This is a genomic window from Streptomyces sp. NPDC091682 (genome assembly GCF_044756625.1).
Lineage (GTDB): Bacteria > Actinomycetota > Actinomycetes > Streptomycetales > Streptomycetaceae > Streptomyces.
Genome location: NZ_JBIVTH010000021.1, coordinates 50,721 through 63,010, shown reverse-complemented (window position 1 = coordinate 63,010; position 12,290 = coordinate 50,721). Strand labels below are relative to the sequence as shown.

Genomic DNA, 12,290 nt, shown 5'->3' with positions numbered 1-12,290 from the left:
TGCCGATCGGGGGGACCGGTGTCACGTCGTCACCCACCGGTCCGGTCCGGGAGAGCCGGTCGGCGAGGGAACCGCCCTCGACCAGCTCCATGACGATGTACGGGAGTTCGCCGTCCTCGACGATGTCGTGCACCTCGCTGATGTGGAGGTGCTTGAGCTGCGCGACCGCCGGGCGACCAGCCGGGCGTTCGCCCCCTCGGTCCCATGGCGACATCGGGCCGCATCGGGGATCTGCACCCGTCCGCGGCGTGTCGAAGCCGCCCCTTGATCGTTTCTTCAGTGGTGGCCCTTACATCTGCTGCGGATTTCGGGAGGCGCGCGGTGACGGCTTGGCAGTACTTCGCCGGGGCGGGCCTGGTGGCGGCACTGGGCCCGCTGCACGGCCACGTGGCGGTCGCGGCCGACGGATACGGCGACGGTTACGGCCACGGCCACGGCCCCGGCTACGGAGCCCGCGTCGACCGGTGCGTGCCGGCCGGGCAGCCGGAGAGACCGGTCTTCCGGCCGCCGTCCGGGCGGCCCTCGGTCCGGGTGACCGTGCCCGGCGCCGACCGGCCGACCGTGCACCACGTGGGGCGGCCCGCGCAGTCAGCCGGCCCTGCGGAGCGGCCCGTGCGGCCGGCCGAGCCCGCGCGGCCGCGTCCGCCCGGGGCAGCGGTGGAGCGTTCCCCGGAGGCACGGGCCGGGGGGTCGGAGCCGCCGGTGCCCGCGGCGGGTCCCGAGGGCCGGAACGAACCGGCGTCGGCCGACGCACCCGCCCCGCCCGCGGCCAGGGCCGCCGTCGCACGGGTGAGCGCCTTCCACGTGCGTCCGTACCGCTCGGTGGCCCTGGAGCGGCGCGGCCCGGGCGGGATGTCCACCATGACGCTCATGGTCGTCGTCACCACCCCGGCCGTACTGGCCGCCGCCGCCCTGCGCCCCCGCTCCAAGAGCCGCGGCTGACCGCCGCCCCCTGCACTCCGTCCACCGATCCACCGAACCGCCGTACCGCCGAAGAACCGATCCGTCGAACCATCGACGACCCACACCGGGAGAATCCACGTGTCCGAATGGCTGGTCCTGGCCATCGCCATGGCGCTCGTCTGCGCCGTCGTCCTCGCCATCACCGCGATCCGGCACCGCCGGGCCGCCGCCGACGAGGACACCAGCGAAACCCCCGACGTCATCGAGTACATGACGATGATGGTGGGCGTGGTCTACGCGATCGTGCTGGGCCTGGCCATCGCGGGAGTCTGGGAGGCGCGCGGCGCCGCCGAGGACAGCGTGCGCCGTGAGGCCCAGGCCCTGTACGAGGTCACCCAGCGCGCCGACGTCTACCCGGCGGCCGTCCGCGACCGGATCCGGGGCGAGGTGGACGCGTACGTCTCCCACACCGTCGCCGTGGACTGGCCGTTGCTGACCTCCGGCGACAACGCCTCGCCCGAGGGCGCCGCCCTGCTCGGCAAGCTGCGTACCGACGTCACGCACCAGAGCCCGGCCAACGAGCTTCAGGCGCAGGCCTATCAGCCGTTGCTGGACCACATCGCGGCCGCCGACGACGCGCGGCACTCGCGTACGCAGAGCTCCGAGTCCACGCTGCCGGGCGTGGTGTGGTTCGGGCTGGTGGTCGGCGGACTGGTGACGGTCGGGCTGATCTTCACCCTGCAGATCCGGCGCTCCGGACGGGAGTTGTTGCTCGCCGGGTTGTTCAGCGCGTTGATCGTGTTCCTGCTCTTCATGGTGTGGAGCTTCGACGCGCCGTACGGGCGGGAGGGGATCGACTCGGCCGCACCGTTCCAGGACCTGTTCCCGGCCGCGGCGTCGGTGGCCGTCGCCAGCCGCTGAGGGCCGGCCGGCGGACGCCCCGTCCGCCGCTACACGGTCGCCTCGCGCCGGACCGCCTGCACCACCGGCGAGTGCCGCAGTGCGTGGGAGATCCGCAGCAGGTCGCGCGGACCGTCGGCGGTGTCGAGGGAGGTCTCCTCGTCCTCTCCGATGACCTTCCCGTCGGGGTCGGCGGAGCGGGCCCGTACGGCGGCCGCGACCATGGCGGCCTCGGCGACGGCGCGGGCCGTCTCCTCGTCGGCACCCGTGGCGACGGCGTTCTCGTAGGCGCCGTCGCCGAGGCCCTTGTCGAAGTACGGCCCGAGGTGCAGGAAGCCGTCGTGGATGTCCGACTCGCGCTGGATCACCCGTAGTTCCGCCGCGGACCACCAGGCCATCTGTACGGAGGGGGTGCCGCTGGGCGCGGAGATCTGCACCTCGTGCCAGAGCGGTCCGAGCCGGCGGTACGTCGCCCAGGTCTGCCATTGGTCCGACAGCCGCTGGCAGACGAGCGGCACCACGAAGCCCATCGCGCTGATCAGCGCCCCGAGCGAGGCGAGCGGCGGGGCGGCGTAGGTGCTGAGGTCGTCCAGGTCGTGACCGGACCAGCGGGCGATGACCGCGGTCATCTTCGTGGCGTCGTAGGAGAGGTTGAAGACGTAGCCGGCAACGATGATCACCAGGCCGACCCGCAGCCAGCCGCGGACCTGGAGCGACCAGCGCCAGCACAGGACCACCATCACCACCGCGGCCACGCAGTGCGCCAGCAGGTAGAGCGCGATCATGTGGCCGATGTAGGGCGTGTTCGCGTAGTAGGTGTCGAAGTCGCGCAGCCGCTCCACCGGGGTGCCACCGAGGGCGAAGAGGGCGATCAGGGCGACGACCACCGCGCCGTAGCCCAGGGTCCAGCGGCGCGAGACGCGTCGGGTCTGTTCGGGCGGGCCGCCCCGCCAGTTGACCATGAGGACCAGGCAGGAGGCGCTGAAGGCGGTGATCAGGCAGTAGACCAGGGGGGCCGAGACGTTGACGATCCCGGTCCATCGGTTGACCGCCGCGATGGTGGGCGGGGCCGCGAAGGTGAACACCGCTCCGGCCAGGGTCAGCAGGGCCACGACCGATCGTAGGAGGGGGTCGCGCCAGTTGTGTCGCAGGGCCGGCAGCTTGAAGGCGAGTGAGACCGCCATCGCGGCCGCCGGTATGTAGTAGTCCTTGCCGTTCAACGCTCTTTCCTGTGCCCCCGGTAGCCCAGCGAAGCCTCGATCCGGCCCGCCAATTGATCGCGCTGGACCGGAGCGCGGTGGCTCGCCGATCCGGCGAGCCAGTTCCGACACCGACTACCCAGCAGTAAGCCGAAGGTTTCGGCCTCGGTCTCCTCCTGGACGTCGGCGCGCGTGCGTGCGGCGACGCGGCGTACGGTCTCGCCGATGTCGGCTTCGTCGGCCAGCATCCGCGCGGCGACGGCGGCGCCGTCGACGTGGTGGCTGCAGTGGCCGGCCTTCATGTGCCACAGCTCATGGCCCAGGATCACCAACTGGTGGTCCGGCGCGGTGCGTTCCTCGATGACCACGAGATCGCGGTCCGCCATGTCGAGCCACAGGCCGCTGGCCGTCCGCGGCGGGAACGAGGCCATCCGGAAGTCCACCCGGCGGCCGCGGTGTCTGCTCATGCCCTCGCAGAGGGCAGCGTAGAGGTCCACGGGTTCCACGGGGGCCGTCAGCCGGATACCGGCCACCAGCTCCCCGCACAACCGCCGCTGCTCTCTGCCTATGCTCACCGTTCTCCCCGTCGGCGCGGATCCGGATCAGGACTCAAGGATCAGACCCAGACTTTCGACTGGGTCAGGATTCGTTCGGTTTGACGCTTTCGAGGAGCATGTCCAGCCATTCGGTCACCTTGTCCCGGTGCTTGTCGCTGGGCAGTTGGGCTGCGCGCCAGGCGATGCCCCGTACACCGTGGTTCTGGAGGAGTCTTGCCAGTGGATCGCCCGCCGATGCGGCCGACGCCGGTACGGTTTCCCGTGCCCGCCCCGCGAAGTCCTGGAGCAGTTGTTGCTCGGTCCGCTGGAGCGCGTCGGTGAGGGCGTCGGCGTCGTGGGCCGTGAGGAATCCGGCGTGCACTCCGAAGAACCGCTGGATCGCGTCGCAATGCTCCATGGTGGGGCGCCGGTCCCCGTTGATCAGTGCGCCGGCCTGCTGCCGGGACATGCCGGCGCCGTCCGCGATCTCCTGCTGCGTGTAGCGGCGGCCGTTCGGTTTGACGCGGGTCCGCCGGAGCAGGTCGAGACGCTGGAGGAACCGGGTCTGCAGATCGGGTTCGCCGGCCGGCCTGCCGTCGAGCAGGGTCCTGACCACGTCCGTGGGTACGCCGGATGCCTCGGATAGCCGCCGCAGGTCGAAGACCTGGTTCAGGTCGCGGCCCATTTTGCCCGCGAGTTCGGCGACGCGCGTGATGGTGGCCGCCATGGGTGCGTCGGCCACCGCGACGGGAGCCGGGAAGCCGTCTGTCACCAGTGGTTCTCCTAGATCGCGCGAAGTCGGTATGGGCACATGGTCGGCTTCTGGAATCTATCCGCTCTTGCCCAGAAGGGCTAGAACGTGCCACAGCTGTGGCGGGAATGAGCTGTCAAGAGGCTTGAATTGCCACAATAGTTGACACTCGAATGAAGTCGGTAGCAGGATCGCCACACGGAAATGAAGATCCAGACCGGAGGAGGGGGAGCTCTCAGTGCCACATCTCGCAGCGGTGGGCCCGTCCGATGGACTCGCCCGAGCCGTTGAAGAGCGCCTGGCGGGCGAGGAACCCGCCCGCGGTGCAGTGCGGTCGGAGCGACGCAAGGAGATTTTGCGCCAGCGCCGCGAGGAGCTGGGCCTGAGCCAGGAAGACCTCGCCGCCCGACTGCGCATCAGCGTGCGCGCGTACGGGAACTGGGAAAGAGGCCTGGTCAAGGAGTGGACGGATCGCAAACTCCTCGCCCTGGCGGAGGCTTTGGAGATGAGCGAGCGGCAGTGCTTCTGGCTGTTCCGCGTCATGGTCGACCGCGACCCGCCGCCCACGTGGCGGGCCGCCGAGGAGAACCGGCTGCCCGAGGACCCGGCGCAGCGTGACTACCTGTGCGATTACGCGGCCCTCATGGAGTCCGTGCCGTACCCGAGCTTCCTGGTGGACCACCGCTGGGACGTCGCCCTGACCAACTCGGCCTTCGACCAGCTCTTCCAGTCGGTGAGGCCGCACCCGACGGCCCTGCCGGACGACAACTTCCTGCGCTTCGTGCTGTTCCACCCGGACGCCGCTGCCGTGCTGGAGGACCACGAACCCGCTTGGTGCGTACCACTGTTGGCCCAGTTCGCGACCGCGCTGGCCGGGGCCCCCGAGGACGAGGGGCTGCGCAGCATCCGCCAGGAAGTGGCCCGTGACCCGTTCATGGAGGCGGCCTACCGGTACGGGGTGCCGCACTGGCTGAGCACGCACGGTGCCGACGCCGCCGAGCTCGACGGGGCGGTGCGCACCGTGCGCCACCCCGACCCGCGGTGGGGGCTGGTGCGGTGCCGGATGGTGGCCGAGACCAGTCGGATGCTGGGCGAGATGGGACTGACCCGGATCACCCTGATCCTCTCGACGCCCACGGGTGCACCGAGGGGCCCCGTCCGCAGCGGCGCCGGCTTCGCGCAGCAGCAGGGCGCCAGGCTGCGCGCCGTGCCGTCGCCGGTGGAGTGACCGACCGGGGCAGACTGGTGCCGACGTACGTGTGCCGTGGCTTCCGTGTCACCGATCGTGGCATCGGCCGGCCGGTTGGCCGGCACGGCGGCGCCGGCAACGGGATCTGTACTGGCGAAAGGCGGTAGGGGCGTGCGGCTGACCATCCTCGGCGGGGGCGGCTTCCGGGTACCGCTCGTCTACGGCGCGCTGCTCGGCGACCGCGCCGAGGGCAGGGTGTCCCAGGTGACGCTGTACGACGAGGCCCCGGCGCGGCTCACCGCCATGGCCCGCGTGCTCCGCGACCAGGCCTCGGCCGCTGCGGCGGCCGATCCGGCGGTCGACGCCCCGGCCGTCACGGTCACCGGAGACCTGGACGAAGCCCTGCGCGGCGCTGACTTCGTCTTCTCCGCCATCCGCGTCGGTGGCCTGGAAGGGCGTGCTGCGGACGAGCGGATCGCCCTGGCCGAGGGAGTCCTGGGCCAGGAGACGGTGGGTGCGGGCGGGATCGCGTACGGCCTGCGGACGGTGCCGGTGGCGCGCGCGATCGCCCGCAGGATCGCCCGTACCGCCCCCGAGGCGTGGGTCATCAACTTCACCAACCCGGCCGGGCTGGTCACCGAGGCCATGGCCGAGGAACTCGGCGAACGGGTGATCGGCATCTGCGATTCCCCCGTGGGCCTCGGCCGGCGCATCGCCAGGCTGCTGGGCGCCCGCCCGCAGGACGCCTGGATCGACTACGTCGGTCTCAACCACCTGGGCTGGGTGCGCGGGCTGCGCATCGGCGGCCGCGACGAGCTGCCCCGGCTGCTGGCCGACGCCGAAGCCCTGGAGTCCTTCGAGGAGGGCCGGCTCTTCGGGGCCGAATGGCTGCGCTCGCTCGGTGCGGTCCCCAACGAATACCTGCACTACTACTACTTCAACCGTGACACGGTACGGGCGTACCAGGAGGCCAAGCAGACGCGCGGGGCCTTCCTGATCGACCAGCAGCGCGGCTTCTACGCCGAGGCCGCCCGGGTCGGGGCACCGGCCGGGGCGGCGCTGGCCGCCTGGGACCGTACCCGGGCCGAGCGCGAGGCCACGTACATGGCCGAGAACCGCGAGGCGGCGGGTGCCCCGGAGCGCGAGGAGAGCGACCTCGAATCCGGGGGCTACGAGAAGGTCGCGCTCGCGCTGATGCGGGCCATCGCCCGGGACGAGCGGGCCACACTAATCCTGAACGTCCGGAACCGGTCGACGCTCTCCGTCCTCGACGCCGAGGCCGTCATCGAGGTGCCCTGCCTCGTCGACGCGAACGGCGCCCACCCGGTGGGCGTCGCCCAGCTGCCCCTGCACGCGGTGGGGCTGGTGACGGCGGTCAAGGCGGTCGAGCGGGAGGTCCTGGCGGCGGCCGCGAGCGGTTCGCGGGCGGACGCGGTCAAGGCCTTCGCGCTCCATCCTCTGGTCGACTCGGTGGGGGTGGCCCGGCGGCTGCTCGACGGGTACGCGGCGGAGCACCCGGGCCTGGCCTACCTGCGCTGAGGCCGGGGCCACCTGCGCCGAGGCCTGCTCCCTCTGCGCCGAGTCCGGGTCCACCTGCGTCGGTCCCGGCGGGCGGTTCCTCCGTACGGCCCAGCGCCACATGCGCGGCGGCGGGCGCGCTGTGACAGTGCGAAGGTGACCACTGCCCCCGCCACGGCCCCCGCGCCCCCCGAGATCGACCGGCGGCGGCGCAACGTCATCTTCGGCACGATCATGCTCGGCGTGCTGCTGGCGGCGCTCGACCAGACGATCGTCGGCACCGCGCTGCCCACGATCGTGGGCGACCTGGGCGGCGGCGACCACATGTCGTGGGTGGTGACCTCCTACCTGCTCGCCGAAACCGTCGCGACGGTCCTGGTCGGCAAGTTCGGCGACCTCTTCGGCCGGAAACTGATCTTCCAGATCTCCGCCATCGTCTTCATCAGCGGCTCCTTCCTGTGCGGCCTGTCCAGCAACATGACCTTCCTCATCGTGTGGCGCGGCGTCCAGGGCGTCGGGGCCGGCGGCCTGATGGTCACCGCGATGGCGCTGATCGCCGACGTGGTGCCCCTGCGCGAACGCGGCAAGTACCAGGGCATGATCGGAGCCGTTTTCGGGGTCGCCACCGTGATCGGACCGCTGCTCGGCGGGTTCTTCACCGACCAGCTGACCTGGCGGTGGTGCTTCTACGTCAACGTCCCGATCGCGATCCTCGTCGTCGTCGCGGCGGCCAAGACGATCCCGACGGTACGGGCCTCGGGCAAGCCGGTGATCGACTACCTGGGCATCGCGCTGGTCGCCGTCGGCGCCAGCGCGCTGATCCTGGCCACCAGCTGGGGCGGGAACGAGTACGGCTGGACCTCGCCCGTCATCATCGGCCTGTTCGCGGGCGGCGCGGTCGCGCTGGCGCTGTTCTGTCTGGTCGAGACCCGGGCCGTGGAACCGATGCTGCCGATGCGGCTCTTCCACAATCCGGTCTTCGCCGTGTGCTCGATCCTGAGCTTCGTCGTCGGATTCGCGATGCTCGGTGCGATGACCTTCCTGCCGACCTACCTCCAGTACGTGGACGGGGACTCGGCCACGATCTCGGGCGTCCGGACCCTGCCCATGGTCATCGGCCTGCTGATCGCCTCCGTGTTCAGCGGCAACGTCGTGAGCAAGACCGGCCAGTACCGGATCTTCCCGATCGTCGGGAACGCGGTCATGGGCATCGGCCTGTACCTGCTGTCGCGCATGGAGCCGGGTACCAGCACCCTGCTGGAATCGTTGTACATGTTCGTGCTCGGCACGGGCATCGGCCTGTCCATGCAGGTGCTGACCATCGCCGTGCAGAACACCGTCGACTACGCCGACCTGGGCACGGCCACCTCGGGCGTCACCTTCTTCCGTACGCTCGGCAGCGCCTTCGGGACGGCGGTCTTCGGAACGATCTACGCGAACCACCTGGGGCCCGAACTGGAGGCGGCGTACGTGGAGGCGGCGCGGCTCGCCGGACAGGATCCGGCGGAGCTGGCCAAGGCCGCGTCCACCCCGGAAGGGGTGCACCGGCTCGATCCGACGGTCGCCGCCCCGGTGATCGACGCGTACGCGCAGGCCCTGCAGACCGTGTTCCTGTACACCGTTCCGGTCGCCGTGTTCGGTTTCGTCGTGGCGCTCTTCCTCAAGCAGGTACGGCTGCGCGACAGTGCCCGGGCCGGCTCCACGGACATGGGCGACGGGTTCGGCTCCCCGGCCACGGCCTCGGGGGACTCGGCCAAGCTGCTGGAGCTGGCCGTCGGCAAACTCGTCCGGAACATGGGCGCGGACACGGCGCGGGGGATCGTCCAGGGCTCCGACACCCGGCTGGACATCGCGGGAGCCTGGGCGGTCATGCAGGTGGACCTGTTGACCCGGACCGTCGGCCACGCCCCCCTCGCCCTGATCGCCGGCCGCCGGTCCCTGCCGCCGGAGGTGCTGATCCCGGTCTACGAGCGGATGGCGGACGAGGGCTTCGTCAGCCGCCAGGACGGCTTCCTCACCCTCACCGCGGCCGGGCAGCGGGAGGCCGACGTGATCTCGAAGGCCTGGGGCGACTGGCTCAAGGACCAGTTGGAGAAGGACCGGGGGCGGCCGCGGAGCGCCGAACTGCGGGTGGCGGCGGACGCCATCGCCAAGCGGTTGCTCGCGGAGGACCTGGAGGAGGGCAACTTCGCGCCAAAGGTGGTGCTGCGGCGGTAGGGCCCGGACCGGAAGGCAACCTCGCGCGTCGGACGCTCGTCATCCCCCACGAGGCGGTAGGACGGACGGACCGTCAGGCGGACGACGGGGGGCGCTCGTGAGGATCACACTGGCCGAGGAGATCATGCTGCTGTCCCTGGACGACGAATCCGGGGCGGCGCGGCAGCGGCAGGCGGCGGGTTGGGCCGTGGCGGGCGCGCTGCTGCTCGAACTCGTCCTGGCGGAGCGGGTGTCGGTGTCGGGCAAGTACCTGGAGCTCGGGAACACCGAGTCCACGGGGGAAGAACTGCTCGACGGTCGGATCCGGTTGATGCAGGCCTGGCTGCGGGGCCGCGGCAAGTGCCGGGTGACGGACTGGCTGACGAAGGACCAGCCCAGGGCGGTCGGTGCCGCCCTGGAGAGGTTGAGCGAGCGCGGGCTGGTCGTGGCGCAGGTGCACAAGGTGTTCGGGGTGTTCCCGCAGCGCCGCTATCCGGAGGCGGACGGCACGGTCGAGCGCGCCCTGCGCGAGCGGCTCCACGAGGTCGTCTTCGGCGGCGCCGCGCCGGACGAGCGGACGGCGGGACTCATCGCCCTGATCCACTCGGCCAAGCTGCACCGGCTCGCCTTCCCCGGCCGGCAGCCCGACGAGGTGACCGAGAGGACGGCGGAGATGGCCGCCGGCCGGTGGGCGGACGAGAGCGTCCGGGCGGCCATCCAGGACATGCAGGCCGCGATGGTGACGGTGACCACGGTGACGGTCCTGACGGCCACCACGTAGGTCGTGTTCTCAAAAGGTCGGGTTCTCAAAGATCCTGCCCGGCCCGCGCCGCCGGGTTCGAGGTCGGGTAGGCGTACGAGGCGACGTCCGGCAGCGCGGTGAGGTCCGGCCGCCAGGCGCGCAGCACGGCCGCCGACGGGGCGTACAGGGCCGAGGGGATCTCGGCGGGGGCGAACCACTGCCAGCGGGCGATCTTGTGCGGCTCGGTGACGGCCGGGACGCCCTTCGCCGAGGTGGTGACGGCGGCAGCCGTCAACCTGACCAGGCCGGACTGCGCGTCGATCTGCACGGACAGGATCCGGATCGCCTCGGGGGCCGCCCGCAGGTCCGTCTCCTCGGCGAGTTCCCGGGCGGCGGCCTGCTCGAAGCCCTCCCCGGGGTCGACCTTTCCGCCGGGCAGTTCCCACCGGCCGTCGTGCGCCTGGCCGAGCAACACCCGGCCGTCCGCCGCCAGGACGACCAGTCCGACGCCGACGACGGCATGGGGTTGCGGCGCGGCCCGCTCGGGGCGTTCGTGGGGGGTGTTCATGGACGTCCTTCCGACGGAGGGGTGGGCCGGGCCCGGACGTGGATCCGCTCGCCCTGGGGGCCGAAGAGGCTGAGGAACTCCGCGGGCTGCGGACCCGCGTTGAAGAAGGCGTGCGGGGTGCGCGTGTCGAACTCGGCGGCCTCGCCGGGACCGAGGACGAGGTCGTGCCCGCCGAGCAGCAGCCGGATGCGTCCGGAGAGCACGTACAGCCACTCGTAGCCCTCGTGGACCTGTAGCTCGGGCTCGGCGGGCGGAGCTTCGAGGGGCGGCAGGATCTGCTTGAAGGCGTGGACCCCGCTGAATTTCCGGGTCAGCGGCACATAGGTGCTGCCGTGCCGGACGAAGGGACGCGGGCGGACCCGGGGGTCCCCGGTCTCAGGGGCGCCGACCAGCTCGTCGAGCGCCACCCGGTGCGCCCTGGCCAGCGGAAGCAGCAGCTCCAGCGTCGGCCTGCGCTGCCCGGACTCCAGCCGGGAGAGGGTCGAGAGGGAGATGCCCGTGGTCTCGCTGAGCTGGGCCAGCGTGGTGCCGCGCGCCCGGCGCAGGGCGCGCAGCCGCGGGCCCACGGCGGTGAGCACGCCGGCGAGTTCCTCGTCCTGCTCCTCGGCGGCCATGGATCCATTTGCCGCTTCGGCAACAACATTTGTCAAGCGGGCCGTCGCGGGCAGACCCTCACAGGTATGGACAACGCAAGCGACAGCTCCTTCAACGTGGTCGTCGTGGGCGGTGGGGCCGCCGGGCTGGCCGGGGCACTCACCCTGGTCCGGGCCCGCCGTACGGTACTGGTCATCGACTCCGGCAGCCCGCGCAACGCCCCGGCCGCGCACATGCACGGGTACCTGGGGCAGGACGGGGAGAGCCCCGCCTCACTGCTGGCCAAGGGGCGCGCGGAGGTGACCGGTTACGGCGGGGAGATCCGGCCGGGCACCGCCGTCGCCGCGGACCGGCTGCCCGACGGGACCTTCGTGGTCCGCTGCGGGGACGGCAGGTCCGTCCGGGCGCGCCGGCTGCTGGTCGCCACCGGTCTGGTGGACGAGCTTCCCGCCGTGCCGGGCCTCGGCGCGCGTTGGGGGCGGGACGTGCTGCACTGTCCGTACTGCCACGGCTGGGAGGTACGGGAGCAGCCGATCGCGGTGCTGGCGGACGGGCCCCTCGCCGTGCACCAGGCCGAGCTCTGGCGGCATTGGAGCGGGCGGACCACCCTGCTCGCGCACACCTGGCAGCTCACCGCCGAGGACCGGGAACTGCTCGCCGCCCTCGACGTCCGGGTGGTCGAGGGCGAGGTGACCGGCCTCGCGGTCGAAGACGGGGCGCTGACCGGCGTGACCCTGGCGGACGGCGCCGTGGTGGAGTGCCGGGCCCTGGTGGTCGCCCCGCGGTTCACCGCCCGCTCGGGCGTCCTGACCGGCCTCGGTCTGCCGACCACGGTCGTGGAGCGGGACGGCCGGGCGATCGGTACCTGCGTCGAGTCGGATCCGGCCACCGGAGCCACCGCCCTGCACGGGGTCTGGGTCGCGGGCAACGTGACCTCCCCGCTGGAGAAGGTCCCGGGTGCAGCCGCCCAGGGGGTGCGGGCGGCGATGGCCCTCAACGCCGACCTGATCGAGGAGGAGACCCGGCGGGCCGTTCGGGCCCACCGCGCGGGCGCCGGAATGTGACTCGGAGCGTGAGTCGGCGCGTGTGCGCCGGAGTGCTTTTCGGACATCCGTGCGGGTTTCGGTCGACTCCCGTTCGCGCAGGCTCTGAGCAGTGTGATCGTCATACGGTCCAACGGCTCGGGGGGACGCT

At 71.9% G+C, this 12,290-nt stretch carries 12 protein-coding genes and 1 pseudogene; 7 read left to right on the top strand and 6 right to left on the bottom strand.

The window, feature by feature from the left end; all coding sequences use genetic code 11:
- Nucleotides 1–34 precede the first annotated feature (34 nt).
- Nucleotides 35–169 (bottom strand): annotated as a pseudogene (locus ACIQK6_RS34635) (serine/threonine protein kinase); the annotation flags it as partial.
- A gap of 152 nt (nucleotides 170–321) precedes the next feature.
- Here ACIQK6_RS34635 and ACIQK6_RS34630 point away from each other — a divergent pair.
- Together ACIQK6_RS34630 and ACIQK6_RS34625 are read left to right on the top strand one after the other, a co-directional pair.
- Nucleotides 322–942, top strand: a complete 621-nt coding sequence (locus ACIQK6_RS34630) for a hypothetical protein (RefSeq protein ID WP_329097567.1) — start codon at nucleotides 322–324, stop codon at nucleotides 940–942.
- A gap of 99 nt (nucleotides 943–1,041) precedes the next feature.
- Entirely contained in the window at nucleotides 1,042–1,824 is a 783-nt protein-coding gene (locus tag ACIQK6_RS34625; protein WP_402696540.1) for a hypothetical protein, read from the top strand.
- A gap of 29 nt (nucleotides 1,825–1,853) precedes the next feature.
- Here ACIQK6_RS34625 and ACIQK6_RS34620 read toward each other — a convergent pair whose 3' ends face one another.
- The 3 genes from ACIQK6_RS34620 to ACIQK6_RS34610 all read right to left on the bottom strand — a co-directional run bounded on the left by ACIQK6_RS34620 (nucleotide 1,854) and on the right by ACIQK6_RS34610 (nucleotide 4,310).
- A complete protein-coding gene (locus ACIQK6_RS34620; protein WP_329097563.1) occupies nucleotides 1,854–3,023 on the bottom strand; it encodes an MAB_1171c family putative transporter in 1,170 nt (389 codons plus the stop codon).
- The gene (locus ACIQK6_RS34615) at nucleotides 3,020–3,577 is read right to left on the bottom strand and encodes a toxin-antitoxin system, toxin component (RefSeq protein ID WP_329097561.1); all 558 of its coding nucleotides are present in this window, start codon (nucleotides 3,575–3,577) and stop codon (nucleotides 3,020–3,022) included. Before ACIQK6_RS34615 ends, ACIQK6_RS34620 begins: the two co-directional genes overlap by 4 nt.
- A gap of 64 nt (nucleotides 3,578–3,641) precedes the next feature.
- The gene (locus ACIQK6_RS34610) at nucleotides 3,642–4,310 is read right to left on the bottom strand and encodes a helix-turn-helix transcriptional regulator (protein WP_329097559.1); all 669 of its coding nucleotides are present in this window, start codon (nucleotides 4,308–4,310) and stop codon (nucleotides 3,642–3,644) included.
- A gap of 334 nt (nucleotides 4,311–4,644) precedes the next feature.
- On the opposite strand from ACIQK6_RS34610, the gene ACIQK6_RS34605 reads away from it, so the two are divergent.
- From ACIQK6_RS34605 to ACIQK6_RS34590, 4 genes are all read left to right on the top strand, one after another.
- On the top strand, nucleotides 4,645–5,517 hold the full coding sequence (locus ACIQK6_RS34605) for a helix-turn-helix domain-containing protein (RefSeq protein ID WP_329097557.1): 873 nt from the start codon (nucleotides 4,645–4,647) through the stop codon (nucleotides 5,515–5,517).
- 132 nt (nucleotides 5,518–5,649) lie between these two features.
- Nucleotides 5,650–7,017 (top strand): 6-phospho-beta-glucosidase, encoded by a 1,368-nt coding sequence (locus tag ACIQK6_RS34600; RefSeq protein WP_329097555.1) that lies wholly within the window; start codon nucleotides 5,650–5,652, stop codon nucleotides 7,015–7,017.
- 213 nt (nucleotides 7,018–7,230) lie between these two features.
- Nucleotides 7,231–9,213 carry an MDR family MFS transporter gene (locus tag ACIQK6_RS34595; protein ID WP_329107505.1) on the top strand — a complete coding sequence of 661 codons (1,983 nt, stop codon included), beginning with the start codon at nucleotides 7,231–7,233 and terminating at the stop codon, nucleotides 9,211–9,213.
- Between the two features lie 97 nt (nucleotides 9,214–9,310).
- Nucleotides 9,311–9,973: a GPP34 family phosphoprotein gene (locus ACIQK6_RS34590; RefSeq protein ID WP_329097553.1), complete on the top strand. Its 663-nt coding sequence runs from the start codon at nucleotides 9,311–9,313 to the stop codon at nucleotides 9,971–9,973.
- Nucleotides 9,974–9,998: 25 nt separating this feature from the next.
- Here the strand turns inward: ACIQK6_RS34590 and ACIQK6_RS34585 are convergent, their stop codons facing one another.
- Both ACIQK6_RS34585 and ACIQK6_RS34580 read right to left on the bottom strand, forming a co-directional pair.
- Nucleotides 9,999–10,502, bottom strand: coding sequence for an NUDIX domain-containing protein (locus tag ACIQK6_RS34585; RefSeq protein WP_329097552.1), 504 nt, complete (start codon nucleotides 10,500–10,502; stop codon nucleotides 9,999–10,001).
- Nucleotides 10,499–11,116, bottom strand: coding sequence for a helix-turn-helix domain-containing protein (locus ACIQK6_RS34580; protein ID WP_402696536.1), 618 nt, complete (start codon nucleotides 11,114–11,116; stop codon nucleotides 10,499–10,501). The genes ACIQK6_RS34585 and ACIQK6_RS34580 overlap by 4 nt, the downstream gene beginning before the upstream one ends.
- Nucleotides 11,117–11,182: 66 nt before the next feature.
- Here ACIQK6_RS34580 and ACIQK6_RS34575 point away from each other — a divergent pair, with 66 nt between their 5' ends.
- Nucleotides 11,183–12,160 carry an NAD(P)/FAD-dependent oxidoreductase gene (locus ACIQK6_RS34575; protein ID WP_329097547.1) on the top strand — a complete coding sequence of 326 codons (978 nt, stop codon included), beginning with the start codon at nucleotides 11,183–11,185 and terminating at the stop codon, nucleotides 12,158–12,160.
- The last annotated feature ends 130 nt before the right edge of the window (nucleotides 12,161–12,290 follow it).